Origin of the sequence: Empedobacter sp. UBA7252 (assembly GCF_002472765.1) — a bacterium.
GTDB classification, from domain to species: Bacteria; Bacteroidota; Bacteroidia; order Flavobacteriales; family Weeksellaceae; genus Empedobacter; species Empedobacter falsenii_B.
Map to the genome: position 1 here is coordinate 1 of NZ_DKSQ01000087.1, position 23,736 is coordinate 23,736.

Here is a 23,736-nt window from a genome sequence, read left to right on the forward strand (position 1 = left end):
TTTGCAGAAATTATGGATCAAACGATTGAAAATTTTAAACGAAACGAGATTCAAATAGGAGAAGTTTTAGCTGATGCGGGCTATAGTAGCGGTACAAGTTTGCAATATTGTGAAGATCATAACTTAGATGCTTGGATTCCCAACTTTGGACAATATAAACCCGAGCGAGAAGGCTTTATTTTCAATAAAAAAGAAAACCGTTACGAATGTATTCAAGAAGGAGGAAATAAAGCTTTTCTGCCTTTCAAACGAACTTTAACAGCAACACAAGTCACGTTTCAGTACAAAGATTATCGCAACAATGGTCAAAATAAACAAATGGTCTTACCAAATCACGAATTTATTCGTCGTTTTAGTTTACACATTTTACCCAAACGTTTTGTTCGAATAAGACATTATGGAATTTTAAGCAGCAGTTGGAAAAGAGGAAAATTACAAGACTTACAAAAACAATTAAAAGTCAAACGAAAAGAATCAAAAATAAAAACAAAACATCGCCTTTGTTATTGCTGTAAAGAAGGCAATTTGGTAACATTAGCACTCTTTGGAGATCGAGGTCCACCAAAAACTTATCTTTTTAAATCAGAAGTAAATTCCCCTGTTAATTAACTTAATGGGTAAGGGATTTTATGCCTAAAAACTAAGGTTTTCACTACTTCGCATTCTAAGGAAGCACAAAAAAAGCAGTAATCATATAAAATACTGCTTGTATAGCTTAAAACTAAACTTCGATAACTCCATAAGAATTAAAAGCTAACTTCGGTTCCGTTCAACAGGCTTCCATCTCATGCCCTACGGGCAAGACGAAAGCTTAGTTATTAGCAGAAGTTATTGTTTAATTTCTTTTATTTCAAAACCATCTTTGAAATTATTTCTTTTTAAGAAGAACAAAGGAAGAAAACTAATGAAAATTAGACTTAAATTAACTCCATTTTTAAACGATAAAATACCTATGATAATTGCAGTAATAATAGAAAAACCTATTAATATTCCTAATGCTAAATCATAACTTAATTTTGGATAAATATTTAAAAATATTACATCGTTTTCTGAATGACTTATTTTATGAGTCTTTCTAAAATTTTTGCTTGAAATTTCGATATTATTCTGACAATTATCTAATTCTATTTCAATTTTATTAGACTTAGTATTCAAACTATATTTTTGTTGGTTTTCGTTTATAGTTATTTTGTAGTCTTTATCTTTTAAAAAGATATTTTTACTCATTCTAATAATTAATTTACTCTTCATTCTCTACCGATATTGTTTTTAATAATTTCTGCTAACGTTTCGGGTATTGCCGAAGGTGGGGAATTTATGGCTGAAAGCTTAAATTCTGCACCGACGTGAGCCAAAACGAATTATTATGAGTTAAATTTAAAAATAAAAAACGAATAAAATTCGTTTTTGGCGGAGATAGAAGTACAAACATTAAATTTAGCACTTTAGCCCCGCTTTTGGCAATACCATGTTATATGCCGTTTTTACTTCATTTCTTCAATTGGAATTTGATTTTTTGAGTTACTAATTAAAATAGCGTAATCAATAAAATCGGTAGTTGATTTACCATTAAGGTATTTTCCATTACTTTTTTTAAGAAATAAATTAACTTCTATCAAATCAGTTTCTTTATTATAAGGTGTATTTATATTATTAAGCCTGAAAAGAGTTATATCTGATAGTTTTGTACTTTTCAATTTGCTAATACCTCTAAAATATTCTTTCCAATAATCGCCAATCCCGTAACCTTTTTCGGTTGTGTAGCTTTGGTAATTTCCTTGTTTATCATATATTTTGTCCCAAAGAACCTCGCTTTTAGTTAAATATCCAATAACAGTAATTACTTTGTTTCGCTCATAAACGTTTTGCTCTATCAATCTTGTAAAGAATGATGGATAATTTTTTTCACGTTCTTTTTCAAGATGAAAAAATCCATACTTGGCAAATTGCTTTTTTGTTTCAAGATGATAGATATTTTTTAGATAAACGTAGTTTTCAAAAATAATTTTTTCTCTATCCCTTTCTTCTTCAAAATTTTTAGCAATATTTTGAAGAATATGATGAAAACTTATTGTATCGTTAATTTGATGAACGTAAATATTTTTATTTGTTTCATACTCATTGATAAAATTTTTTAGAAGTTTAGTTGTTTCTTTGTTTCGAATACTGAAGTCAAAATCTTCTTCTTTTGATATTTTCTTTAATTCATCTTTCGCTTTCCAATTCTGAATGTTTTCTGTTAACAGTAAAATGTGCTTTATAGGAAACTTATATTCATTGATAATATCAAAACCAATTACTTTTATTGGATTACTTTTGTAGGATTGGTTTAACAATCTCAGATTTTTCCAATGCTCAAATGTTTCGATTGTTCCTTCTTGACTTACAATAGTTTGGAAAGATAAAACCAATTCTTTCAAAAGTTCTTCGTTTCCAGTTTCTAAATATTGTTGAAAGAAATAAGCTTGACTAAAATTTGTTTCGGGAATATAATAATCAAGAGCATTTTGTTTTTTGAGACTTTTAATTAAATTAAGTTCAGCTTCATATGTTTTTGCACTTCCGTGGTAAGCTCCAAAACCAATAATATTAAATTCTGTTTGAGGAAAATTAAAATCAGGTTTTTCAAGGTCAAAACGGTTTTGTTTTAAGTAATCTTTTTTATTCTGTGAAAAAACATTTAATGATATTATTAAAATAAAAAAAGTGAATATATTTTTCATTGAGTTTTTGTAAAATGGCATATAACATTGTTTTTTCACGAAACTGATCTAGCTTTTGTTTCGTAAAAAATCACCTATATCTGCATTTCGTAAAATTAGAAGCAAATATAATTATTTTTTTGTAAATAAGATACTTATAAAAACAATATTCATGTATCACGAAATAATTTAATGTAGAATGTAATAATGAATGTATGGATAGCGAAACAAAGTATTCTTGCATCATTTTATTTTTACAATTTCAATTTCCTCCCACTTTTGTTCGTGTTTTCTTCGACCGTTCTTCGACGAGAATGCCGTTTTTCCGAAGTTTCGTCGAACAATGGTCGAACAATGGTCGAACAAGACCAAAATTGACCAAAAATTCAACTTCTCTCTAGCACTTATAAATAGGAGGTTAGCGAGATTTTTATTTTGTTATATTACTATTATTGTGTAAAAAGCAACTGGACAGAAGTGGACAAATGCGGGCAGAGCAGGGCAAATGCGGGCACAAAATTGTGTTTTTGTAAATGGTGTTGTTTCTGTTGCTAACTTTATGAATATTAACAATAAAAACTTGCAATTATGGCAGAAATTAAAAAAGGAATTCTTGGTGGATTCTCAGGAAAAGTAGGAACTGTAGTAGGCGTTAATTGGCGCGGCAAAGACATTATCCGTAGTTTGCCAAAAAAATCTAAAAGCCAACCTACTGATTTGCAATTGATGCAACAAATCAAATTTAAGAAAATTATTGGTTTTTTGCAACCAATTCGTCTTATTCTTAATTTATATTTTGGGAATAGAGTCGGGCTAAAATCGCGCTACAACATCGCGACTTCTTATATGCTGAACAATGCATTGGAAATGGAGAATGGTTTACCTGTTATTGTATTAGAGCGTGTATTGGTGTCGAAAGGCGATTTGGTTGGCTTTTTACAACCTACGATAGAGACGGCAGGTGGGGATAGTTTCCAAATGAATTGGGAAGATAATTCTGGGCAAGGCAATGCGCAACCTTCGGATTTTGTGAATCTTGTTTGTTATTGCGAGGAACTAAATTCGTTCGAAGTGTTTCAGAATGTTGTAACTCGTGATTCTATGATTATAGATGTTACTTTACCAACGTATTACAATGGCAAAAAAGTGAATTTTTGGGCGTTTCTGAATAGTGAAACAAAGGCTATGGCGAGTACCAGTATTTATCTTGGCGAGTATATGGTTGTGTAAAGGTAGTAGTGAGGTAGTAGTAAAATGAAGTTCGTTGATTGGAGTGATTTTTCGGTACAATACTTTGTTTAACGGCGTAGAAGAGTGAAGAAGAATCGTATCGAAAATAGAATTTTATAGATGTTGTTCAAATTTATTTTGACCACATAGAAACATAGTTTTAGTTGTGATGGCTTATAAAGATTAGTTGAAAATACGAATAGGTAGACTACTAATTGGAAAGCAAAATCATTTGGTTCTATGTTTCTATGTGGTATTTTTTTTGCAAAGTGAATATGTGTTTTTTTTTCAACTTTATGTTTGGTGTAAAATTCTGGGAGAACCTTGCTTGTATTTATGGTTTTAATCCTAAAACTGTTCAACGATACATTGGTTTATTGTCGAACATAATCGATTTGAGTACTCTACAAAAAGTAGGGTGATAGCTAGATTTCGTGTAAAGGAATATTGTTTGTTTGGTAAATATTTGGTTATTAAGTATTTATTTTATAAATTAGTACATCTTAACATCAACTAAATATATGAAAAATGATTTATTTTTACAAAACGATGGAGAGGCATTAAAGGATATGAAGCTCCTGCTGATAGAATTCCAAAAAACTTTTCTACTATTAGAAGAAAATCAGAAATTCTATGATAACGCAGACCTAAAAAGTTTGCTTAACGTGAGTGACAAAACGTTGTATAGGATGAGGAAAACGAATAAGATTCCTTATATAAAATTTGGAAATAAATTTTATTATCCAAAACAGTTCTTTAACCAAATGGCTCTTTGATAAGAGCTTTTTTTATGAGGTATTGTGAGTGGTTGAAATTTTGTATATTGGAATGTTGTTGAATGAAATATAGAAATGACAACTTTTTTGTAAAACAGGTTTTGTTTATTCTTGTAAAGAAATATTGTTAAGTTTAATTTTGTAAAATGACCCTGACTGATAGTATTGGAAAAATTATAACCGAAATAAAATATTGTTATAATCCAGAAAATAAATATGGATTACAGGAGTTTGATTCTTTTATAAAAATTGATAATGATAAACTAATTCAAATTCCTTACTTTCCAACAGAAGAATGGAATGAAAGTGAAACTTTAAAAAAGTTTGAATTAGCAAGGAAAGTTGAATCTAAACCAATAGAATTAATTTTAAATTTAAAAATCATTAATTATCTTTTTAAATATTTCGAAAATGAACTTGATGAAATGGAGAAAGCAATAATTGAGCTTGAAAATAGACTATATATTACTGAGAAAATGGACCATTTGGATTAACTGATGTTGATTTGCATAGTATGCATACAATAGAATTTCTAAAATTAAAGGAAAATATTGAATCAGAATTTGAAATAAAACCTTTAATAATTCAATAATAATATAACTATAGCTAATATTTATTAATAAAAGCTGGTATAGTTTTTAAATAGAAAAAAATATAGTAATACTCAAAAAGCTTCTAAATCACTAAAGATTTAGAAGCTTTTATTAGTTTTATAGCATTGGTATTCAGGATTGAATTGTGGGTGATTTTAACCTCTAAAATGTCCTACCCATTCTTTGAATTTACCAAATTGTTCTAATAGAAAAGATTCTTTTTCTTCTTCCTCTTGAGGAGAATCTGATCCAATAGGTAGAATATGTTCAAAATAAGTTCCTTTTAAAACTTTATTCAATAAACCTTCACCCATAAATGGTTTATCATCGTTCAACGTTTTAGTTGCTTTTAATAAATGACGAATGTCGTATTGTAATGGATTAATGTCTGGAACTTGCTTATTTAAATTAAGTAATTCATAAACTGCAATACGTGCGGTACGAACAGAACTTTCCATTGTGAAAACTACATCGTTATTGGTTTCTACAAATTGACCAACTAAACCTAGATTCTTACACTCAGCTGGAACTACTTGTGGGCGATCTCCTTTTGCTCTAGGCATAAACATAGATGTGATGTAAGGCATATAAGCAGAACGAGTGATTGTATTCTCAATAACGTCATCTATTTGGTCTTCAATTCCTAAATGATAACATAATTCTGTTAGGATTTCGTTTCCTGTACAAGTAGGCATTGTTTTCTTGATGTAGTTTCCTTCTTTATCCATAAATAATGCATAAACCCAAAGAACTAAAATATCATCTGGTTGTGTAGGAAAATGTGGTTGACGATTACAAGTAAAACTCATTAACCAATTAGAATCTGTAATGGTAATAATTCCACCTGTAACAGTTTGACCTGAATATGGATCATTAACAGAATATTCTTTTAGTTTTTCTACTAATGCAGAAGGTTTACAAGTTAAAGTAACAGATTCCCATGAAGATTTTTCAATATTCCCACAAAATTTTTCTGGACGACCAAAAACAGGAGATTTAGCAGAAAGGTTTTTCCATAGTTTCCATCCTGCACTTTGACCACTAGTATTATTATCTATCGCTAAAACTGGTGCCGTTGTATTATCTCCATACGCAGTATCTTCAGTCATAGAACCAGTAGTTACAATAACATAATCATTTGGTGTAACAGGAATAATTACATCTTGTCCATCTTGTTCTGTTATAATTCCTTTGACTACTTTTCCTTCTGTATTAATTAATAAATCTAAATCTTTAACCAGTGTATTTAACTGAATTTTTACTCCTTTTTCTTTTAACCATTTACCTAATGGCGTAACAAAAGTGTCGTATTGATTGTATTTAGGAAATACCAATGAAGAAAGATCATTTAAACCATCAATCGCATGTAAAAAGCGATGCATATATAATTTGAACTCTAGTAAACTATGCCAATTCTCAAAGGCAAACATTGTGCGCCAAAATGTCCAGAAATTACTTTCTAAGAATGATTGATTAAAATAATCTTCAATCGTTATGTCGTCCAATTCTTCTTTTTTCTTCAACAAAAGTTTGATAATAGCTAATTGATCTTTCTTATTTAAACCAAATTTACTAAAGTCTTTTACTTTCCCTTTTTCATGAATTAAACGTGCAATAGAATAATTAGAATCATTATCATTTACTAATCTATATTCGTCTAAAACACTATAAGGTTCTGGTAACTCTAATGCAGGAATGTCTTGGAAAATATCCCATAAATTCTCGTAGGTACAATCCATTTCTCGACCTCCTCGAATTATGTAACCATCTTTTGCATTTCCAGCTCCATCTAACGAACCTCCTTCAACCTGAAGTTGTTCTATAAATGTGATATTCTCTGGAGTGAAATGTCCGTCTCTAATAAAATAATAGGCAGTAGCTAAACCTGCAATACCACTTCCCACAATATATACCTTACTGTCCTTATAAGATTTTGTAGGAATTCCTTTATTGCGTTGGTAATTTCCTATCTGATCAGAGAAAGGATAAGATTTTTCTGGAGTGTTTCTTGGTGTTTCTTTACTTGCATCTGGTTGATGATCAATATTTCCGTAGATAGTAGAATGATTTAAAACGTTGTCAAATTTTGAAGTAACTTTATCCATAATTATTTATTTTAAGATTCTAGAATAAAATTACGCTTTATTATTTTTCTAAAGTATCCCGAAATTCGTCATTTGTATCCCAAATTTCTTTTTTTATATATGTTGTTGTTTTCTATATTGTTGAGGAGAAATTGAAGTGTATTTTTTAAAAAACCGACCAAAAGATGAAGAAGAGTTGAAACCTAGATCTAATGCTATTTGGACAATTGTTTTCTCTGAGTAGCCAAGCAAAACATACGCTTCTTTTAATAAATACTCGTCAATAATAACATGTGGAGTTTTCTTAGTTGCTTTTTTTACAAGGTGAATCAAATATTTATTTGTAATAAACAATTGATCTGCATAAAACTGTACGTCTTTGTGAGCGATAACATTTTCTTGAACAAGTTGTGTAAACTTACAAAATAGAGTGTTGATTTCGCGGGAATAATTTTTATTTACTTTTGAATATTGTTCAGCAATTATAGAGGCAGATTCAAGAAGTAAAGTAAAAATAATCGATCGAATAATATCTTCTAAGAACAAAACATTTCTTTCTCGTTGTTCTTGAAGATAATTGATTAACATTAAAAGATGATTCGCATCTTTTTTATTTGCCTTACAAACTGTAAAGTTTTGATGTGTAAACAAATTAAGTTTATCAATAAAGAAAGGATTAGAAATGTTTTTAAGGAGAAAATTTTTCTCAAAAAACAACAATTTCATTCTAAAATTAGAGTTAGTATCTAGAATTTTCAAAACAGTAGAAGGAGCAGAAATCAAGAATTCGTTTTGAGTAATAAAATATTTCTGAGAATCTATCTCAACTTCTATTGAGCCAGATAAACAAATACAAAATGCATAAAAGTCGATTCGAAATGATCTTTCAGGAAAAGCAAAAATTGGATTTCCTGATGAGATATAATATAGTTTATTACAATTTACGCCATAAAAAGACAAGGTCTCTTTTAGGTTTTCATAGTTTTTCATGCTTGAAAATAATAGTTGGTCAGATCGTTTTTTAGGGTAGTAGAATTGATATAGCAAAAATAAGAATTATTTAGTAAGTAATTAAATACAATAAGGTATTTTAACTGTATTCTAATGTAAAAGTTATTTTCATATCAACTAAGTAGTTCTTAAATAAGAAATTTCATGAATATAATCAATGAAATATCGGCTAACAATGTTGAATGATGTAGTAATTTTTTGTAACAAGTAATACTTTTGGATTGTGTAGTTTGTTTCGGTTAAGATAAATTACCTTTGCAAAAAATCCGTTATGTTTTCTGCCATTAATAAAAAATTAAATTCAGATCCCGTTTATAATCTCCATTTTATTTTAATGTGTTTGAGTTCGTTGTTGTTTTCAGCGAGTTTTAATATGATGATTCCCGAGCTACCTGCTTATTTAAGCAGCATGGGAGGAGCAGAATACAAAGGATTTATTATTGCATTATTTACCTTGACAGCGGGAATTTCGAGACCTTTTAGTGGAAAATTAACCGATAAAGTGGGGCGGGTACCTATTATGGCAGTCGGTTCTATTGTCTGTTTTGTGTGCGGAATTTTATATCCTGTTTTAACAACCGTTTCAGGTTTTTTATTTTTGAGATTGGTACACGGCTTTTCGACAGGTTTCAAACCCACTGCAACAGCAGCTTATATTGCAGATATTATTCCGCGCGAACGTTGGGGCGAAGCATTGGGCTTGCACGGAATTTGTTTCAGTATCGGAATGGCAATTGGACCTGCATTGGGAAGTACAATTACATTATATACATCGATTAATGTGATGTTTTTTACGTCTTCGTTTTTCGCATTATTATCGATATTGATTTTATTCAATATGAAAGAGACCTTGCAAAATAAACAGAAATTTTCGTTCGGATTACTAAAGATTTCGAAGCAAGATGTTTTTGCAAAAGAAGCTTTGCCAGCGGCATTGATTACGTTTCTTTCGTATGTTGCTTATGGTTCTATATTGACATTAATTCCAGATTGGACCGAACATTTAGGTTTTCAAAATAAAGGCGTTTTCTTTATCGTATTTACAATATCATCTATGATGGTTCGTTTCTTTGCAGGTAAGATATCTGACCAAAAAGGGCGTGTGTTGGTGATAAAATTAGGCTTAGTTTTATTGATTATTGCATTGGTACTTTTGGCTTCTATTGATGCAAAAATAGGGTTGATTTTAGGGGGTTTGATGTATGGCATTTCAACCGGAATTCTTTCTCCTGCACTAAATGCATGGACAATAGATTTTAGCAAACCTGATGAACGTGGAAAGGCAATGGCAACGATGTATATTGCGTTGGAAGCGGGGATAGGATTTGGAGCATTGTGCGCGGGTTGGTATTTTCAGGATTATTTGGATCGTATTCCGATGGTGATTTATGTTTCGGCATTTATTTGTCTTTTGGGAACCATTTACATGCTGAAATTTAAGAATAAGCCTCAAACAATTTAATTGAAAGAAATGAAAGCAGAATTATATCAATTTATAGCACAACAAATCGAAGATAAAATAACGTATTTGAATGGTTTGATTGACGATTTACGTGCTTCAAACAACGATACTAAAAGTAGTATGGGTGATAAGTATGAAACGTCGCGCGAAATGATGCAACAGGAAATTACTCGAATTCAAAATCAATTGAATGAAGTTTTAATTCAGCAAGACGTGTTTTCTAAAATAAAAATTGTGGAGAACAAAACCATTGGTTTAGGTAGTTATGTTGAAACTACGATGGGAAATTTCTGTATGGCGTGTAGTTTTGGGGAAATTATTTTCGAGAATAAAAAGATTTTTGTCCTATCAACTCAAACTCCTTTGGCTAGAATCTTGGTTGGAAAATCGGAACAAGATACTTTCGAAATGAATGGAAAGTCGTTTCAGATTATGAAAGTTGATTGATAATTTTGAATGAAAATATGTGAACAATATCCCCTTGAGGAGATTATAGAGGTGTTTTTTTGAATGCTAAATTTAACGGAATTTAGCCTGACCATAAATAAAAATATATCTTTTAAGGATGTCGTAAAGAAGTCAAAATCAAAAATAAAAAAAGGACGTAGTTGCGGTACGTCCTTTTTAATTGAAAAGTATGTATTAGAATTGTGCGGCTTCCGTACTTTCGGCCATAGCCGTAGTAGACGAAATGCCTTGTTGCACTGTGTTTTGTACGTAATCGAAATATTGTGTTCCTACAAAAGATTGGTGTTTTACAGCTGCAAAACCTTCTTCTTGTAACGCAAACTCTCTTTCTTGTAATGCCGAGTATCCCGCCATTCCTTTGGCTTTGTAAGCACGTGATAACTCGAACATAGAGGTATTCATCGCATGGAAACCTGCTAAAGTGATGAATTGGAATTTGTATCCCATTTCAGCTAAATCTTCGCGGAATGTTTCCATTTGAACTTCTGTTAAATGTTTTGCCCAATTAAATGATGGGGAACAATTATAAGCTAACATCTGATTAGGGTATTTTTCTCTGATAGCTTGTGCAAACTCCCTTGCCATTCCAAGATCTGGATTAGATGTTTCCATCCAAATTAAATCAGCATAAGGCGCATAGCTTAAGCCTCGATTAATTCCTTGTTCCAAACCATTTCTCACATTGTAAAAACCTTCAGAAGTTCTACTTCCTTGGATGATAAAAGGTTGATCTCTTTCGTCAATATCCGAAGTAATCAAATTCGCAGCTTCTGCATCAGTTCTGGCAACCAATAGAGTAGGAACGCCACAGACATCTGCTGCTAAACGCGCTGCAACCAATTTGTTAATTGCTTCTTGTGTTGGAACTAAAACTTTTCCACCAAGATGACCACACTTTTTGGCTGATGACAATTGATCTTCGAAATGAACGCCAGCAGCACCAGCTTCTATCATTTGTTTCATCAATTCATAAGCATTCAAGTTTCCTCCAAATCCAGCTTCAGCATCGGCAATAATCGGTACCATATAATCAATGTTTCCTTGTTGGGTAACAGATTGTATTTCATCGCGACGACGCAACGCATTATTAATACGCTTTATCACCATTGGAACCGAATTGGCTGGATACAATGATTGATCTGGATACATTTCTGCCGAAAGATTTGCATCTGCAGCAACTTGCCATCCCGAAAGATAGATTGCATCTAAACCAGCTTGTACTTCTTGTATGGCTTGATTACCATTTAAAGCACCTAAACCCGCCATAAATGGTTTTGAATTCAAACCTTCCCAAAGTTTCTTAGCCCCTAATCTTGCTAAGGTGTAATCGATGTCCAAAGAACCTCTTAATCGAATTACATCTTCTGCTGAATAAGGACGAACAACGTCTGTCCAGCGTGGATTAGTTTCCCAATCCTGCCGAATCTTCTGAATTCTTTCTTGATTGCTCATAATTGTGTTTTTTGTGTTTTGTTTATGAATGTGTGTTGTGTGTGTATTTCTTTTCGTGTGTGTTTGGTTATAAGGGCTTAATCAATATACTTATAGGCTTCTAATGTTAAAAATTCGGTAAACTTGTGCGATAAAACTAATTCGTCAAAGATTGAAATAGCTTCTTCAAATCTTCCGTTCAAATAGTTTTCCTCACCAACTAATTTTTTTATTTTTTGAACCTCTTCGGCTCTTAATTTTTTGTATTTGTCACTGTTAAATTCGCATCCGTTTTCTAACGTAATCGACTGGCTTAACCATTGCCAAACCTGCGTACGAGAGATTTCTGCTGTTGCTGCGTCTTCCATTAAGTTATATAAAGCTGCGGCTCCTTTTCCAGATAACCAACTTTCGATGTATAAAATTCCGACATTAATATTGTCTCTAATTCCTTGTTCTGTAACTGTTCCTTTTGGCAATTCTAACAAAGCCTCGGCAGTTGTTACAACATCTTCTCGCTTATTGGAAATTTGATTAGCTTGTGGCATATATTCGTCAAAAATATCTTTTGCGACTTTTACCAAAGCAGGATGCGCAACCCACGTTCCATCGTGTCCATTTTTTACTTCGCGAAGTTTATCATTCTTCACTTTTTCGAAAGCGATTTCATTGGCTTTTTCATCATTCTTAATCGGAATTTGAGCAGCCATTCCACCAATTGCATGTATGTTTCGTTTATGACAACGTTGAATAACTGCTTGCGAATATGCAGCCATAAAAGGCGAAGTCATCGTAACTTGTGAACGATCTGGAACAATAAAATTTGGGTGTTTCTTAAATTTTTTGATATAAGAAAATATATAATCCCAACGACCGCAGTTAAGGCCTGCGATGTGGTCTTTTAATTCGTAAATAATTTCATCTAACTGAAAAGAAGCTGTTATAGTTTCGATCAAAACTGTAGCTTTAATCGTAGCTTGTGGAATGTTTAAATAATTTTGCGCGAAAACAAAAACATCGTTCCACCAGCGTGCTTCTAGGTGATGTTCTAATTTAGGAAGATAGAAATAAGGCCCACTTTGCTTGGAAAGTAACGTGTGTGCATTATGGAAAAAATATAAACCAAAGTCAAATAGTGAGCCTGATATTTCTTGTTTATCTATTATGATATTCTTTTCATTCAAATGTAAACCTCTCGGTCTTACAAGCAAGACAGCAGTCTTTTCGTTTAATTGATACTTTTTTCCATTATTTTCGAATGAAATAGTACCATCTACTGCATCTCTTAAATTTTGTTGTCCTTGAAGATTGTTATCCCATGTGGGAGAATTACTATCTTCAAAATCGGCCATAAATGTATTAGCGCCTGAATTTAACGCGTTAATTACCATTTTACGGTCAACAGGACCAGTTATCTCAACGCGTCTGTCTTGTAAATCAGCTGGAATAGGAGCTGCTGTCCAATCGCCATTTCTGATTTCTTTTGTTTCTGACAAAAAAGTTGGAAAATTACCCAAATCAAAAAAGATTTGTCTTTCTTGTCGATTCGCCAAAAGTTCTAAACGTCTTTCGTTGAAATTTTTGTGTAAAGCTGTTAAAAAATTAACCACTTCGGTTGTCAAAACATCTGGATAACTATCCAGCTTATTCTGCGATAATTTTAATTCACTTGTAATAGTATCCATTTTTTGTGTTTTTGTTGTAATTTTGGTTTTGGTTATTCGAGCGGAATTTTACTTCCAGCGAACGTTCGCTAAATTATAAAAATTCGTTTACATTTACCAAATATTTTTGAAAAAATTATGCAAGAAGAATACATTAAATTAATTTTTGGGTTAAAACTAAAACAAGTAAGAATGGCTAAAGATTTGTCATTGTTTAAGTTATCTAAGTTAACTGGACTTTCGAAATCGTATTTGAATGAGATCGAAAAAGGTAAAAAATATCCAAAAACTGATAAAATTGTTGCTCTTGCCGAAGCGTTGGAAATTCCTTATGATGAGATAGTTTCTTTAAAATTGGATAAGAATTTAGCGCCAGTCGCTGAGATTCTACAATCAAATTTATTGCAAGAAATTCCTTTGGAACTCTTCGGAATTGAAGAAAGAGATTTAATTGAGATCATTTCTAACGCACCAATGAAGGTAAATGCGTTCATTTCTACGTTGATTGAAATAGGTAATAATTACAATCTTACACGCGAAAGTTTTTTCTTGGCTTCGTTGAGGTCTTTTCAGGAAGCAAATGATAATTATTTCCCTGAAATTGAAAAATCTGCAAAGAGTTTTTTACAAGAATATTTGATTGAATCAGAAGATTTTGTAAAAAATGAAACGATGGAAGAAATTCTGAAAGAAGAATATAATTATACCATTCTTTATGAAGATTTCACTTCGTTAGGAGGGAAGGATTTAGCGAAATTACGTTCTATTTTTATCAAAGAGAAAAAGCTGTTGTATATCAATATTAATTCTGACAATGATCAAAAACGATTTATTTTAGCGAAAGAATTAGGCTATAATTATCTTGATTTGAAGGAACGTTTGTATACATTTTCGTGGGCAAGTTTTGATAATTTTGATCAATTGTTAAACAATTTTTATGCGTCTTATTTTGCTGGAGCTTTGTTGCTACCAGAAGAAAAACTGTTGAAGGATATGCAGAATTTGTTTGCTTTAGAACATCATGATTTGTCTAATTTTCAAGAAATTCTTGGAAAATATACCGAATCACCTGAAACGGTTTATCAACGAATGACAAATTTGTTACCCAAACATTTTAATATTCGTGATTTGTTTTTCTTGCGTTTGTCAGCAAAAGTTGGTTCAAATTCATATAAATTAACGAAAGAACTTCATCTTAATCAACAACAATCGCCACAAGCAAATGAAACGGATGAGCATTATTGTCGTCGTTGGGTTTCGTTAAATGTTTTGAAAGAATTGGAAAAACATCAAGATGATCATCATGAGATTTCTGCACAAATTTCGTTGTATCCGTTCAATAATAATCAAAAATATTATGTAATTTCTTCTGCAACGAAAGATCCATTTAATCCAAATTATTTACGAAGCGTAACGATAGGTGTGTTGTACAAATCAGCTCAACGTAAAGTTAAATTTATGAATGACCCATCAATTCCTGTAAAAGAAGTTGCGGTTACGTGTGAAAATTGTGGTATGAAAGACTGTGCAGAACGTGTTGCTGAACCAATTCGTTTTGAAAAAGATATCCGAAATAAACGATTAAATGTTACGATTAATGATTTTATAAAAGAGCAGAGTAAGTAATATTATCTACCGTAAAATATAAAGGAAAACTTAAATCAAGTTTTCCTTTTTTTATGTTTAATCTAAATATTCTAATCTATTTTCAACTAATATTACATGATGTTGAAGCGAAAATGTGTTTCCTCTTTCTATGGTTGTGCAATCAAAATTACGGTATTGTAATTCGTTGAATAATGTTTTGACATAACATCTTCTTGCAGAATTCCAAGAACTGTTTCCTACATTTTGATTAAAGCGTTCGATTAATTCGTTGTCAGTTAATTCACGAAATAATACGACAAATTCATTTTTTAGATTTTCCATTGTTTTAATTTTTTAATGATAAAAACAACAGGATAGAGTGGAGAATAACCTTTTATTTTGGCGTTTGCCCTCATTCTATACCACCGTAGCGCGGTTTTGGCTCGGTTGGTGTTCTGATTTTTCAGAAACTCCTGATGATTGATAGAGTAAATATAGGCATAAATTTTAAAAACAAAAAAAGGAACTCAAAAAAGTTCCTTTTCAATATTTTTATTCGCTTAATTCTAACCAACGGAATTCTTTTTCTTCTAATTCGTCTACAATTTTTTGTAGTTCATCTCCAATAGTTGTGATTTTGTCGTAGCCTAAATTTGGATCAGAAAGTAAATTCGTTAATTCTTCTTTCTTGGCTTCAAGAATTGGTAAAGATTTATTAATTTCTTCTAATTCTCTTTGCTCTTTAAACGATAATTTTCTTGGTTTGGCTTCTTTTATTTTTTCTTTTGATTCTACTTTTTCTTGAATTGAAATTTCTTTTTCAGCTTTTTTATCTTCTGACTCAGGTTTATTTTTATTTTCGATATGATATTCGGTATACGTTCCCATATAACGAGAAACTTTTCCTTCGCCTTCGAAAATCATTAATTCATCAACCACTTTATCCATAAAATATCTATCGTGGGAAACAACTAATAAACAACCTTGATATTCTTCTAAGAAACTTTCAAGAACCGTCAAAGTTGGTAAATCTAAATCGTTTGTTGGCTCATCGAGAATCAAAAAGTTAGGATTTTTATACAAAATTGCTAATAATTGCAGACGTTTTTTCTCTCCACCACTCAACTTTGAGATAAAAGTATGTTGTTGTTCTGGCGTAAACAAAAACATTTCTAAGAATTGCTCTGCACGCATTTCTTTTCCATTTGCAAGCGGGAAAAAATCGGCAATATCTTTCACAAATTCTATGACGCGCTCATCTTCTTTGAAATCAATTCCATCTTGTTTGAAATGTCCAATATTTAAGGTTTCTCCACGTTCAATTGTTCCAGAATCCATAGTTTCGATTCCTTCTAACATTTTTAGGAAAGTCGTTTTACCAACTCCATTTTTTCCAACTAAACCAATTTTTCCACCACGAGCGAAAATATATGAGAAATCATCTAAAATTTTCTTTTGACCAAATGCTTTCGAAACATGTTCCATTTCGATGATTTTTTGACCCAAACGCGTCATTACCATCTCTAATTTTACTTGTTGATCGACAATTTTATGTTTAGCTACTTTTTCAGTATCATAAAACGCATCAATACGAGATTTAGACTTTGTTGTACGCGCTTGTGGTTGACGACGCATCCACTCAATCTCTTTACGATAAAGGTTTTTCGCTTTGTCAATTGTTGCATTTTGATTTTCGATACGCAATGCTTTGTTCGTAATATAAGTTTCGTAATTTCCCGAATGTACATACAATGTTTTGTCCTCCATTTCGAGAATTTTGGTACAAATTGCATCTAAGAAATAACGATCGTGCGTAACCAAAATCAATGTTTTGTTTTCTTTGTTCAAGAAATATTCAAGCCATTCCACCATTTCTATATCCAGATGGTTGGTAGGCTCATCTAAAATTAAAAGAACATATCCAGTTTCGAAACTTAAATCAATCAAAAACTTCGCTAAAGAAATACGTTTACGCTGACCACCAGAAAGTTTTCCAATTTTTTGATCCAAGAAATCAATCTTCAATTTTGATAAAATTTCTTTGATTGTTGGCTCAACTTTCCATGCATCTAAAACATCCATTTTTCCCATTAAATCAATTAAATCAGGATTTGTTGGGTCATTTTCGATCATGTTTTCATATTGACGAACAACATCTAAAACTTCATTCGAATGATTGAAAATATATTCTTCACTTTTCAAGTTTTCGTCAAAGTCATCACTTTGATCCAACATCAAGATTTTAACACCTTTATTTGGACGAACTTCGCCAGAATCGGCAGTTTCTAATCCAGCTAAAATTTTAAGTAAAGTAGATTTTCCACTTCCATTTTTTGCTACGAATGCGATTTGGTCTCCTTCATTTACATGAAAATTTACATCTTCAAATAAAGTTCTGATTCCGTATGATTTGGTTAGATTTTCAACTGTAAGAAAATTCATGGTTTATTATCTGTTTTGTAAATTAAAAAAAGATGCTAAATCTTTTCTGTTTCGATTTGTTTCATCGATTGTTTAGCTTTTCTTATTTTAACGATTAGAATAGCCAAAGATAAGACAAAGCAAATACTTCCTATTACAATTAGATTATTTAAATGCGGTTGAATTAGGGTAGGATCGCCTTTTTCGATGAAAAGTATTCGGAATATTTTCAAATAATGTGTTAATGGAATGCAATCTGCAATTGCTTGAATCCATTTTGGCATTTGACTTAAAGGCCATGTAAATCCACTTAAAATGAAACTTGGTGTTGCAACAACCATCAAAACTTCGGTTGCTTTTAGTTGGCTTGGAAGGAGAATACTGACTAAAAATCCTAAAAAGCAAACGGCTAAAATAAATGCAAGAGAAGAAGTGAAGAATGGCCAAAACTCGGTTTCTAATTTCATGTCATAAAACATTCCGAACCAATAATACAGCATATATATAAATACTGACATAAATAAATAAGGAAAAGTTTTGACGAATAAAATGGTAAATGGATTGGATGATTTTGAGATTAATTCATTAAATATTCTATTCTCAAATTCTGAAGCAAATGAAAGTGCTAAACCTAATAATAAAACTTGTTGTAATACGGTTAATAAAACACCTGGAAGCATAAAATATAAGTAGTTTCCACTTCTGATATTTTGACGAATCATCGTTGATTTGAATGGTTCGTAGCTTTGTGTTGCAATATATTCTGGAACACCTTGTTTTCGAGCTGTTTCTATTGAAATACCAGCTTTCATTGTTGTTAAAACTGTAGTAATTGCGATTGCCGCTGTATTAGAAGTTAACGTATTTGAAGCATCTACAAAATAAGCGATTTCAGGTAATTTTTTTTGTTGTACATCAGACTGAAAGTTTCGAGGAATAACAACCACAACTTCAGCTCCGATTGCTAAAGCTTTATTCTTAGAATCAAATGTTGAAGGTAAAACTTCAGCAACTTTCACCGATTCATTTTCATCTAACATCTGAATAATTTTCTGACTTGTCATCGTATGATCTTCGTCTACAACAATAATTGGTAAATTGGTTACATTTCCTTTTTTATAAACATTTCCGATCAGAACACCATACATAATAGGTGCTCCCAAGAATAAAATTGGTAAAACAGGATTCTTGAAGAAAAGTTTGAATTCTCGTATAATTAAATGAAAAATCGTTTTCATCAGAATTTATTTAGCGTTAAGATCCAAAATTACATTTGCTTTTGTCAATAGTTGAGCAGCTTGTTTATAGTCAACAGGAACAACTTTCACTTCATATTGCGATTGTTGTTGATCAATATCAGGATAAGCAGTCGAAATATTAGCGTACGAATTAAGTACTTTTATCGAAACAATTTTACCTTTCAAAACCATATTATTTTTATAAGGAACTTTTAAATTGACGATTTGATTTTTTTGCAATTGTCCGATTTTATTCTCAGGAATTGTGAATCTAAAAAATGTAGTTTCTCCCAAAATTCCGTTTGCAATAGAATATCCAGCCAAAGCCAATTCTCCAACTTTTAGATTAATTGTTTCAACCGTCATATCTTGTGGTGCTTTGATGTGTCTTTCCGCTTCTGCAACATCTACTTCTTGCAAAGCTCCCAAAGCACGTTCTTTTTGTCCTAAAGCCATTTGTTGTTGCTCTACACGCGTTCCATTTTCGGCATCAGCTAATTCAGCTTTTGCAGCTAAATATTGGTTTTTAGCGCCTTGATATTTCGCATAAACTTCATCATAACTTTGTTGCGGAACAAGACTATCTCGAAGCATATTTTTTAGTCGATGATTTGATTTTTCAGCATAATCTAATTGTTCCTTCAAACCAGCAACTTTTGCACGCAATTGTTTTAATTGATTATCTGTTGCACCTTTTTTAGCCATTTCGTATTGAGCTTCGGCAGAATTTACAGCGCCTTCTGCTTGACTTTTTTTCGCGTCAACTTCTGGTAATTGTAAGACAAAAAGCGTTTGTCCTTTTTTTACTTCATCGCCTTCGTGAACTAATATTTGATCTATTTTTCCTGGGATTTTTGTTACAACGCTAATTTGATCGCGCTCAATTTTACCTTGAAAAATAGTTTGCTGTTCTTTTTTATTTTCCTTGTCAGATGATTTACAGTTTGTAATAAAAATTAATCCGCTTAAAGCAAAAATATAGGATAATGTATTTTTCATGATTTTAATTTGAGATTTGATTAAATAATTCTCCAGAAGTTTGAAGTAATTCGTAGGTTTTAGAGCGTTGATCTAAGATTTGAGCATAATAACCTAGATTGGCTTTGTAATAATCATTTTCGGCAGCCAAACGTTCAGTTACATCTATTAATCCTTCTTGAAATCGTCTTGAAGCGATTTCTAAATTATTTGTTGCAATGGTATTTTGTTGATTATTTACTTTTAATTTTTCAGTAGAAGTTTCATAATCAATTTTGTTTTTACTTAATAATAAATTCAGTTTTTCTTGCGAATTTCTCAACTTGTTTTCATTTATTAAAATGTCAGTTTTTGCTTGTGCTAATTTATTTTTGTGTTGTCCGCCATCCAACAATTCCCACTTTGCGCCAATACCAATCAAAATATTAGGGAACATCGAAAATTGGTTCATTTTTAAATTAACATCACCTAATACATCACCATCTTTTAATTTGAAATGACTTCCAAAAATTGAGGTGTAATTGGTATTCGCGAATGCAAAAACTTGCGGTAAATGTGAACCTTTTTCCTTTTGATACAGAAATTCGTAAGCTTTTACAGAGTGTTCAAGTGCTTTCAATTCTTTTTTATTTTCTAAAGTATAGCTTGAAGCAAGAATATCAATAGGTGTAAGTTCGTATTGAATTTGTTGAAGATCTTGTTCAGATAGATGCGTCAACATTTCTAATTTTTTGTATAGCAATTGTCGATTACCGTTCAATTCTACTTGTCGGGCTTCTAACTCTAGAATTGCTAATTTTATTTTTTCCCGATCGTATGGAATAGCTAAACCATTTTGAATTGCTTTCTGCACTTTAAGATGTTCTTTATCCAATCGTTTTGCAGAATTTGAAATTAATTCTTCTACTTTGACCAATAACATCAATTGATCATAAGTTTGTAAAATATCTTTGGTTATAGTTTCTTTTTCGGCTTCTTTCAAATAATCTAAAGCAGTACTTTTTTCCTGAATAGCATTCAACGCATTTGGAATTTGTAATCCCGAAAATATAATTTGAGTGGCGTTAACTCCAACAGTAAATAATCCTGCAGAGGTATTGAATTTTTGATTACCCGAAAACAATTCTGTGGACAAAATATCGATTGATTTGGTTGGAATATCGATAATTCCGTTCGAGTTTAGATAACCACCCAGCGCAATTGCAGATAAACTTGGTTGTTGTTTACCTTTTACTTCGTTATATTGGTAATTGTTTTTCTCGACTTCCAATTGTTTATTTTTTAATTCGTAACTCGACTCAATCGCTTTTTCAACAGGCAATCGAAGTTGCGGATCAATCAATTGTTGTGCAAATCCCGAAATAGAAGTCAATAATGGAATAAAAGATAAATATCGTATAATAGGCATCCTATAATTTTAGCATAAAATTAACAAAAAATATACCATGAATAAAAGTCAATATTAGAATGTCATTAAAAATAAAAATCCTGAAACTTTTTAAGGGTTCAGGACTTCCAAAAGTTGCCAAAAAAATGGCGCATAGTTCAATGTATTTAATATTTATTATCAATAATATCCAACGTTTCGTTTAATGATTCTTTCATCATTTTCTCTAAATAATCCGTCGTACTTTTATTGATTGTTTCGTCTATATATTTAGTTCCACCAATTGTTTCGCTATATTTTAAAGCATTATTTTTAAGGTCTAAAATATTAATATAGACATATGTTTTTGCGATGTATTTCTGTTTGTTGGCAGGATCATAATCAAGACCCGATTTTACATTAATCAAAACTAAATCATCTTGATTAATCGCTTTTTTTAAATCATTAAATTTAACTTGATTTACATTTTCCTTTGTGATTAATTCATTTGGAACTAAGTTTTTATCAAATTTATCAATCATTTGATAAGTATACTTGTTATCGTTTAATATTTTCTCAGATTTATCACGAATTATTTTTACAATATCAAATTTAGAATTTATTTGTTTAAGCTGATTTTCAATTGATTTTGAATCAATGTTTTGATCTAAATTTTGAGAATTATGATCAAAAAAACCAAGAGAATCTATGTTAATGAGAACACCAACTTTGTTTACAGGAACGTCTAAAGCATTTTCGTAAGTTACCGTATTAAGTGCTAATTCTTTTGGAGCTTCTTTTTTTTGCTCGCAAGATTGGGTAAAAAACAATACCCCAACAATAAAATAAACTAATTTTTTCATACACTATCCTATTACCTCTTTAAAGGTAGTGATTTATAATGTTTTATAATAAAATTATTGCTAATAATTTTCTTCTTCTTCATCGTCAAAAGTTTTGGCAATTTTTTCAATGTTTAAGCTTTTTGCCATCGCATCAAAAATCTCTTTATAAGTGCCGTTCATTTTGTAGACATCTTCATGAATCCCGTGTTCTACAACTTCGCCTTGTTTCATCACGTATGTATAATCGGCATCGATAATTTGAGAAATACTATGCGAAATAATGATAACTGTTCGATCTTTTTTGATGGCATCCAAACTATTTTTAATCTGTTCTGTCGCAATTGCATCCAAACTTGCAGTAGGTTCGTCTAGAAAAATAATTGGTGGATTTTTGAGAAACATACGTGCTATGGCGATGCGTTGTTGTTGACCGCCAGATAACAATAAGGCTTTGGATTGATAACCTTCTGGCAAGTCCATAATTTGTTCATGAATATAAGCGCGTTTTGCAGCATCTTCTATTTCTCCGAAAGTTGCGTTTACATTTCCATAACGAATATTTTCTTCAATTGTTCCATTAAAAATGTGATTTTTTTGTAAAACCAACCCAATATTATCACGTAAAAATTGCGTGTCATATTCTTCTAAATCAATTCCATCAAGTAGAATTTTTCCAGAATCAGGTTGATAAAATTTATCTAACAAATTAATCACTGTACTTTTTCCAGCACCAGACAAACCAACTAAAGCAGTAATTTTATTGGGTTGAATTGTCATGTTGATATTTTTCAAGGCTTTGTAACCATTTGGATAAGAAAAGTCAACATTTTGGATTTCGAATTTTCCTTTTAGATTTGTTGGAAGATAATTCCCAGATGATTCTTTTTCATTGTCTGCTTTCAAAATTCCAAAGAAACTTTCGGAATAAATCATAGCATCATTCATTTCATCGTAAATACGATGCAGTTGACGAATAGGCGCAGAAACGTTGTTAAACAACAAAATATGAAACATAATTGCACCAATTGTCATTTGTCCGTCAAGAACCAAATACGAAGTTAAAATAATGATAATCACTACGCCAAACTGCTCGATAAAAGATTTTAAACCATCAAAAAAGAAGCTTGTTTTGCGTGTTTGCATTTGATTATTCGTCAATTCTTTTTGCAAATCAAGTTGTTTTTTACCTTCTATATCTTCTCGGTTAAATGATTTAATTACTGTAATTGAATCAATTATGCTGATAATTCCTTGTGATTTTTGTTCACGATAACCTCTTAAGTTTCGTCGCCAACCACTCAGCTTTTTCGCTTGCTGTTGCGTGATAATGAAATAAATCGGAACGATACAAAGTCCAACCAATCCAACATAAAAATTAGCATTGAACATTAAAATTAAAGCAACAATTGAATTGGCAAAAAGTGGAAGAATATCGATAAAAAAGTTTTGAACTAAACGTGTCAAACTTTCAATTCCTCTGTCAATACGGGTTTGAAGTTTTCCTGCTTGATTATCTTGATTTGTATAAAATGCCATTCTATACGTCAAAATCTTTTCGATAATGGTTTGTGCTAAATCTTGTGAAACTAAGATTCTAAGCTTTTCACCATAATATTTTTGACCAAATGTGATAAAAGCATTCAAGATTTCTTTTGTCATCAAAACAATTGAAATAAACGAAATGATTTTCAGACCTTCTTTTAATCCTTTTCCAGCTTCAACCAAACCATTTATAGAATCTACGGTATACTGTAAAATAAGGGCGTTTACCTGTGACGTAAAAGATCCAACTAAGGTTAGGAGCAAAGTTGCGACAACCAAAGAACGATAAGGTTTTACAAATGGACGTAGATTTTTAAACAGTTGAATGATTGTCATTT

20 protein-coding genes and 1 riboswitch are annotated in these 23,736 nt (G+C 31.3%); of the genes, 7 read left to right on the plus strand and 13 right to left on the minus strand.

All coding sequences use genetic code 11. From position 1 onward, the window contains the following. A partial coding sequence (locus B2X73_RS12555) for a transposase (protein ID WP_291096562.1) occupies positions 1-609 on the plus strand: 609 nt, incomplete at its 5' end. 219 nt (positions 610-828) lie between these two features. On the opposite strand, the gene B2X73_RS12560 is transcribed toward B2X73_RS12555, so the two are convergent. Beyond that, complete coding sequence (locus B2X73_RS12560; protein ID WP_291096564.1) at positions 829-1,227, minus strand: hypothetical protein; 399 nt, start codon at positions 1,225-1,227, stop codon at positions 829-831. A 257-nt stretch (positions 1,228-1,484) separates the two neighbouring features. Beyond that, complete coding sequence (locus B2X73_RS12565; protein WP_291096566.1) at positions 1,485-2,723, minus strand: hypothetical protein; 1,239 nt, start codon at positions 2,721-2,723, stop codon at positions 1,485-1,487. 567 nt (positions 2,724-3,290) lie between these two features. On the opposite strand from B2X73_RS12565, the gene B2X73_RS12570 reads away from it, so the two are divergent. The 3 genes from B2X73_RS12570 (at position 3,291) to B2X73_RS12580 (ending at position 5,202) form a co-directional block, all read left to right on the plus strand. Continuing rightward, positions 3,291-3,932 carry a DUF6266 family protein gene (locus B2X73_RS12570; RefSeq protein ID WP_115001161.1) on the plus strand — a complete coding sequence of 214 codons (642 nt, stop codon included), beginning with the start codon at positions 3,291-3,293 and terminating at the stop codon, positions 3,930-3,932. A 569-nt stretch (positions 3,933-4,501) separates the two neighbouring features. Then, a complete protein-coding gene (locus tag B2X73_RS12575) occupies positions 4,502-4,708 on the plus strand; it encodes a helix-turn-helix domain-containing protein (RefSeq protein ID WP_125349309.1) in 207 nt (68 codons plus the stop codon). Between the two features lie 146 nt (positions 4,709-4,854). Then, positions 4,855-5,202 carry a hypothetical protein gene (locus tag B2X73_RS12580; protein ID WP_291096568.1) on the plus strand — a complete coding sequence of 116 codons (348 nt, stop codon included), beginning with the start codon at positions 4,855-4,857 and terminating at the stop codon, positions 5,200-5,202. A 254-nt stretch (positions 5,203-5,456) separates the two neighbouring features. Here B2X73_RS12580 and B2X73_RS12585 read toward each other — a convergent pair whose 3' ends face one another. Beyond that, positions 5,457-7,406, minus strand: a complete 1,950-nt coding sequence (locus B2X73_RS12585; RefSeq protein WP_260542696.1) for an oleate hydratase — start codon at positions 7,404-7,406, stop codon at positions 5,457-5,459. A gap of 93 nt (positions 7,407-7,499) precedes the next feature. After that, positions 7,500-8,375, minus strand: coding sequence for a helix-turn-helix domain-containing protein (locus tag B2X73_RS12590; RefSeq protein ID WP_286496848.1), 876 nt, complete (start codon positions 8,373-8,375; stop codon positions 7,500-7,502). A 292-nt stretch (positions 8,376-8,667) separates the two neighbouring features. Here B2X73_RS12590 and B2X73_RS12595 point away from each other — a divergent pair, with 292 nt between their 5' ends. Beyond that, positions 8,668-9,858, plus strand: coding sequence for an MFS transporter (locus tag B2X73_RS12595; protein WP_286496195.1), 1,191 nt, complete (start codon positions 8,668-8,670; stop codon positions 9,856-9,858). Between the two features lie 9 nt (positions 9,859-9,867). Next, complete coding sequence (locus tag B2X73_RS12600) at positions 9,868-10,305, plus strand: hypothetical protein (RefSeq protein WP_125349234.1); 438 nt, start codon at positions 9,868-9,870, stop codon at positions 10,303-10,305. 195 nt (positions 10,306-10,500) lie between these two features. Here B2X73_RS12600 and aceA read toward each other — a convergent pair whose 3' ends face one another. Together aceA and aceB are read right to left on the minus strand one after the other, a co-directional pair. Then, positions 10,501-11,778, minus strand: a complete 1,278-nt coding sequence (gene aceA / locus B2X73_RS12605; protein WP_349679905.1) for an isocitrate lyase — start codon at positions 11,776-11,778, stop codon at positions 10,501-10,503. A gap of 77 nt (positions 11,779-11,855) precedes the next feature. Beyond that, on the minus strand, positions 11,856-13,442 hold the full coding sequence (gene aceB, locus B2X73_RS12610; protein WP_291096570.1) for a malate synthase A: 1,587 nt from the start codon (positions 13,440-13,442) through the stop codon (positions 11,856-11,858). 117 nt (positions 13,443-13,559) lie between these two features. On the opposite strand from aceB, the gene B2X73_RS12615 reads away from it, so the two are divergent. After that, positions 13,560-15,047: a helix-turn-helix domain-containing protein gene (locus B2X73_RS12615; RefSeq protein ID WP_291096572.1), complete on the plus strand. Its 1,488-nt coding sequence runs from the start codon at positions 13,560-13,562 to the stop codon at positions 15,045-15,047. Between the two features lie 57 nt (positions 15,048-15,104). On the opposite strand, the gene B2X73_RS12620 is transcribed toward B2X73_RS12615, so the two are convergent. From B2X73_RS12620 to B2X73_RS12650, 7 genes are all read right to left on the minus strand, one after another. Further along, positions 15,105-15,350, minus strand: coding sequence for a hypothetical protein (locus tag B2X73_RS12620; RefSeq protein ID WP_219034467.1), 246 nt, complete (start codon positions 15,348-15,350; stop codon positions 15,105-15,107). A 43-nt stretch (positions 15,351-15,393) separates the two neighbouring features. After that, a riboswitch (SAM-I-IV-variant riboswitch) is annotated at positions 15,394-15,493 on the minus strand. Positions 15,494-15,560: 67 nt separating this feature from the next. Then, complete coding sequence (locus B2X73_RS12625; RefSeq protein WP_221855566.1) at positions 15,561-17,450, minus strand: ABC-F family ATP-binding cassette domain-containing protein; 1,890 nt, start codon at positions 17,448-17,450, stop codon at positions 15,561-15,563. 35 nt (positions 17,451-17,485) lie between these two features. Further along, a complete protein-coding gene (locus B2X73_RS12630; protein WP_291051974.1) occupies positions 17,486-18,667 on the minus strand; it encodes an ABC transporter permease in 1,182 nt (393 codons plus the stop codon). Between the two features lie 6 nt (positions 18,668-18,673). Further along, complete coding sequence (locus tag B2X73_RS12635; protein WP_291051971.1) at positions 18,674-19,666, minus strand: HlyD family secretion protein; 993 nt, start codon at positions 19,664-19,666, stop codon at positions 18,674-18,676. Between the two features lie 4 nt (positions 19,667-19,670). Then, a complete protein-coding gene (locus tag B2X73_RS12640) occupies positions 19,671-21,053 on the minus strand; it encodes a TolC family protein (RefSeq protein WP_221855572.1) in 1,383 nt (460 codons plus the stop codon). A gap of 146 nt (positions 21,054-21,199) precedes the next feature. Beyond that, positions 21,200-21,874 carry a hypothetical protein gene (locus tag B2X73_RS12645; RefSeq protein ID WP_125349240.1) on the minus strand — a complete coding sequence of 225 codons (675 nt, stop codon included), beginning with the start codon at positions 21,872-21,874 and terminating at the stop codon, positions 21,200-21,202. Positions 21,875-21,934: 60 nt separating this feature from the next. After that, positions 21,935-23,734, minus strand: coding sequence for an ABC transporter ATP-binding protein (locus B2X73_RS12650; protein WP_115001141.1), 1,800 nt, complete (start codon positions 23,732-23,734; stop codon positions 21,935-21,937). Positions 23,735-23,736: the final 2 nt, after the last annotated feature.

What these genes read in the sequence shown, in the direction of transcription:
- B2X73_RS12590 (WP_286496848.1), bottom strand. Translation starts at nt 8,375, where the DNA reads ATGAAAAACTATGAAAACCTAAAAGAGACCTTGTCTTTTTATGGCGTA.
- B2X73_RS12650 (WP_115001141.1), bottom strand. Translation starts at nt 23,734, where the DNA reads ATGACAATCATTCAACTGTTTAAAAATCTACGTCCATTTGTAAAACCT.
- B2X73_RS12595 (WP_286496195.1), top strand. Translation starts at nt 8,668, where the DNA reads ATGTTTTCTGCCATTAATAAAAAATTAAATTCAGATCCCGTTTATAAT.
- B2X73_RS12570 (WP_115001161.1), top strand. Translation starts at nt 3,291, where the DNA reads ATGGCAGAAATTAAAAAAGGAATTCTTGGTGGATTCTCAGGAAAAGTA.
- B2X73_RS12575 (WP_125349309.1), top strand. Translation starts at nt 4,502, where the DNA reads ATGAAGCTCCTGCTGATAGAATTCCAAAAAACTTTTCTACTATTAGAA.
- B2X73_RS12560 (WP_291096564.1), bottom strand. Translation starts at nt 1,227, where the DNA reads ATGAGTAAAAATATCTTTTTAAAAGATAAAGACTACAAAATAACTATA.
- B2X73_RS12565 (WP_291096566.1), bottom strand. Translation starts at nt 2,723, where the DNA reads ATGAAAAATATATTCACTTTTTTTATTTTAATAATATCATTAAATGTT.
- B2X73_RS12580 (WP_291096568.1), top strand. Translation starts at nt 4,855, where the DNA reads ATGACCCTGACTGATAGTATTGGAAAAATTATAACCGAAATAAAATAT.
- B2X73_RS12625 (WP_221855566.1), bottom strand. Translation starts at nt 17,450, where the DNA reads ATGAATTTTCTTACAGTTGAAAATCTAACCAAATCATACGGAATCAGA.
- aceB (WP_291096570.1), bottom strand. Translation starts at nt 13,442, where the DNA reads ATGGATACTATTACAAGTGAATTAAAATTATCGCAGAATAAGCTGGAT.
- aceA (WP_349679905.1), bottom strand. Translation starts at nt 11,778, where the DNA reads ATGAGCAATCAAGAAAGAATTCAGAAGATTCGGCAGGATTGGGAAACT.
- B2X73_RS12585 (WP_260542696.1), bottom strand. Translation starts at nt 7,406, where the DNA reads ATGGATAAAGTTACTTCAAAATTTGACAACGTTTTAAATCATTCTACT.
- B2X73_RS12600 (WP_125349234.1), top strand. Translation starts at nt 9,868, where the DNA reads ATGAAAGCAGAATTATATCAATTTATAGCACAACAAATCGAAGATAAA.
- B2X73_RS12640 (WP_221855572.1), bottom strand. Translation starts at nt 21,053, where the DNA reads ATGCCTATTATACGATATTTATCTTTTATTCCATTATTGACTTCTATT.
- B2X73_RS12645 (WP_125349240.1), bottom strand. Translation starts at nt 21,874, where the DNA reads ATGAAAAAATTAGTTTATTTTATTGTTGGGGTATTGTTTTTTACCCAA.
- B2X73_RS12620 (WP_219034467.1), bottom strand. Translation starts at nt 15,350, where the DNA reads ATGGAAAATCTAAAAAATGAATTTGTCGTATTATTTCGTGAATTAACT.
- B2X73_RS12635 (WP_291051971.1), bottom strand. Translation starts at nt 19,666, where the DNA reads ATGAAAAATACATTATCCTATATTTTTGCTTTAAGCGGATTAATTTTT.
- B2X73_RS12630 (WP_291051974.1), bottom strand. Translation starts at nt 18,667, where the DNA reads ATGAAAACGATTTTTCATTTAATTATACGAGAATTCAAACTTTTCTTC.
- B2X73_RS12615 (WP_291096572.1), top strand. Translation starts at nt 13,560, where the DNA reads ATGCAAGAAGAATACATTAAATTAATTTTTGGGTTAAAACTAAAACAA.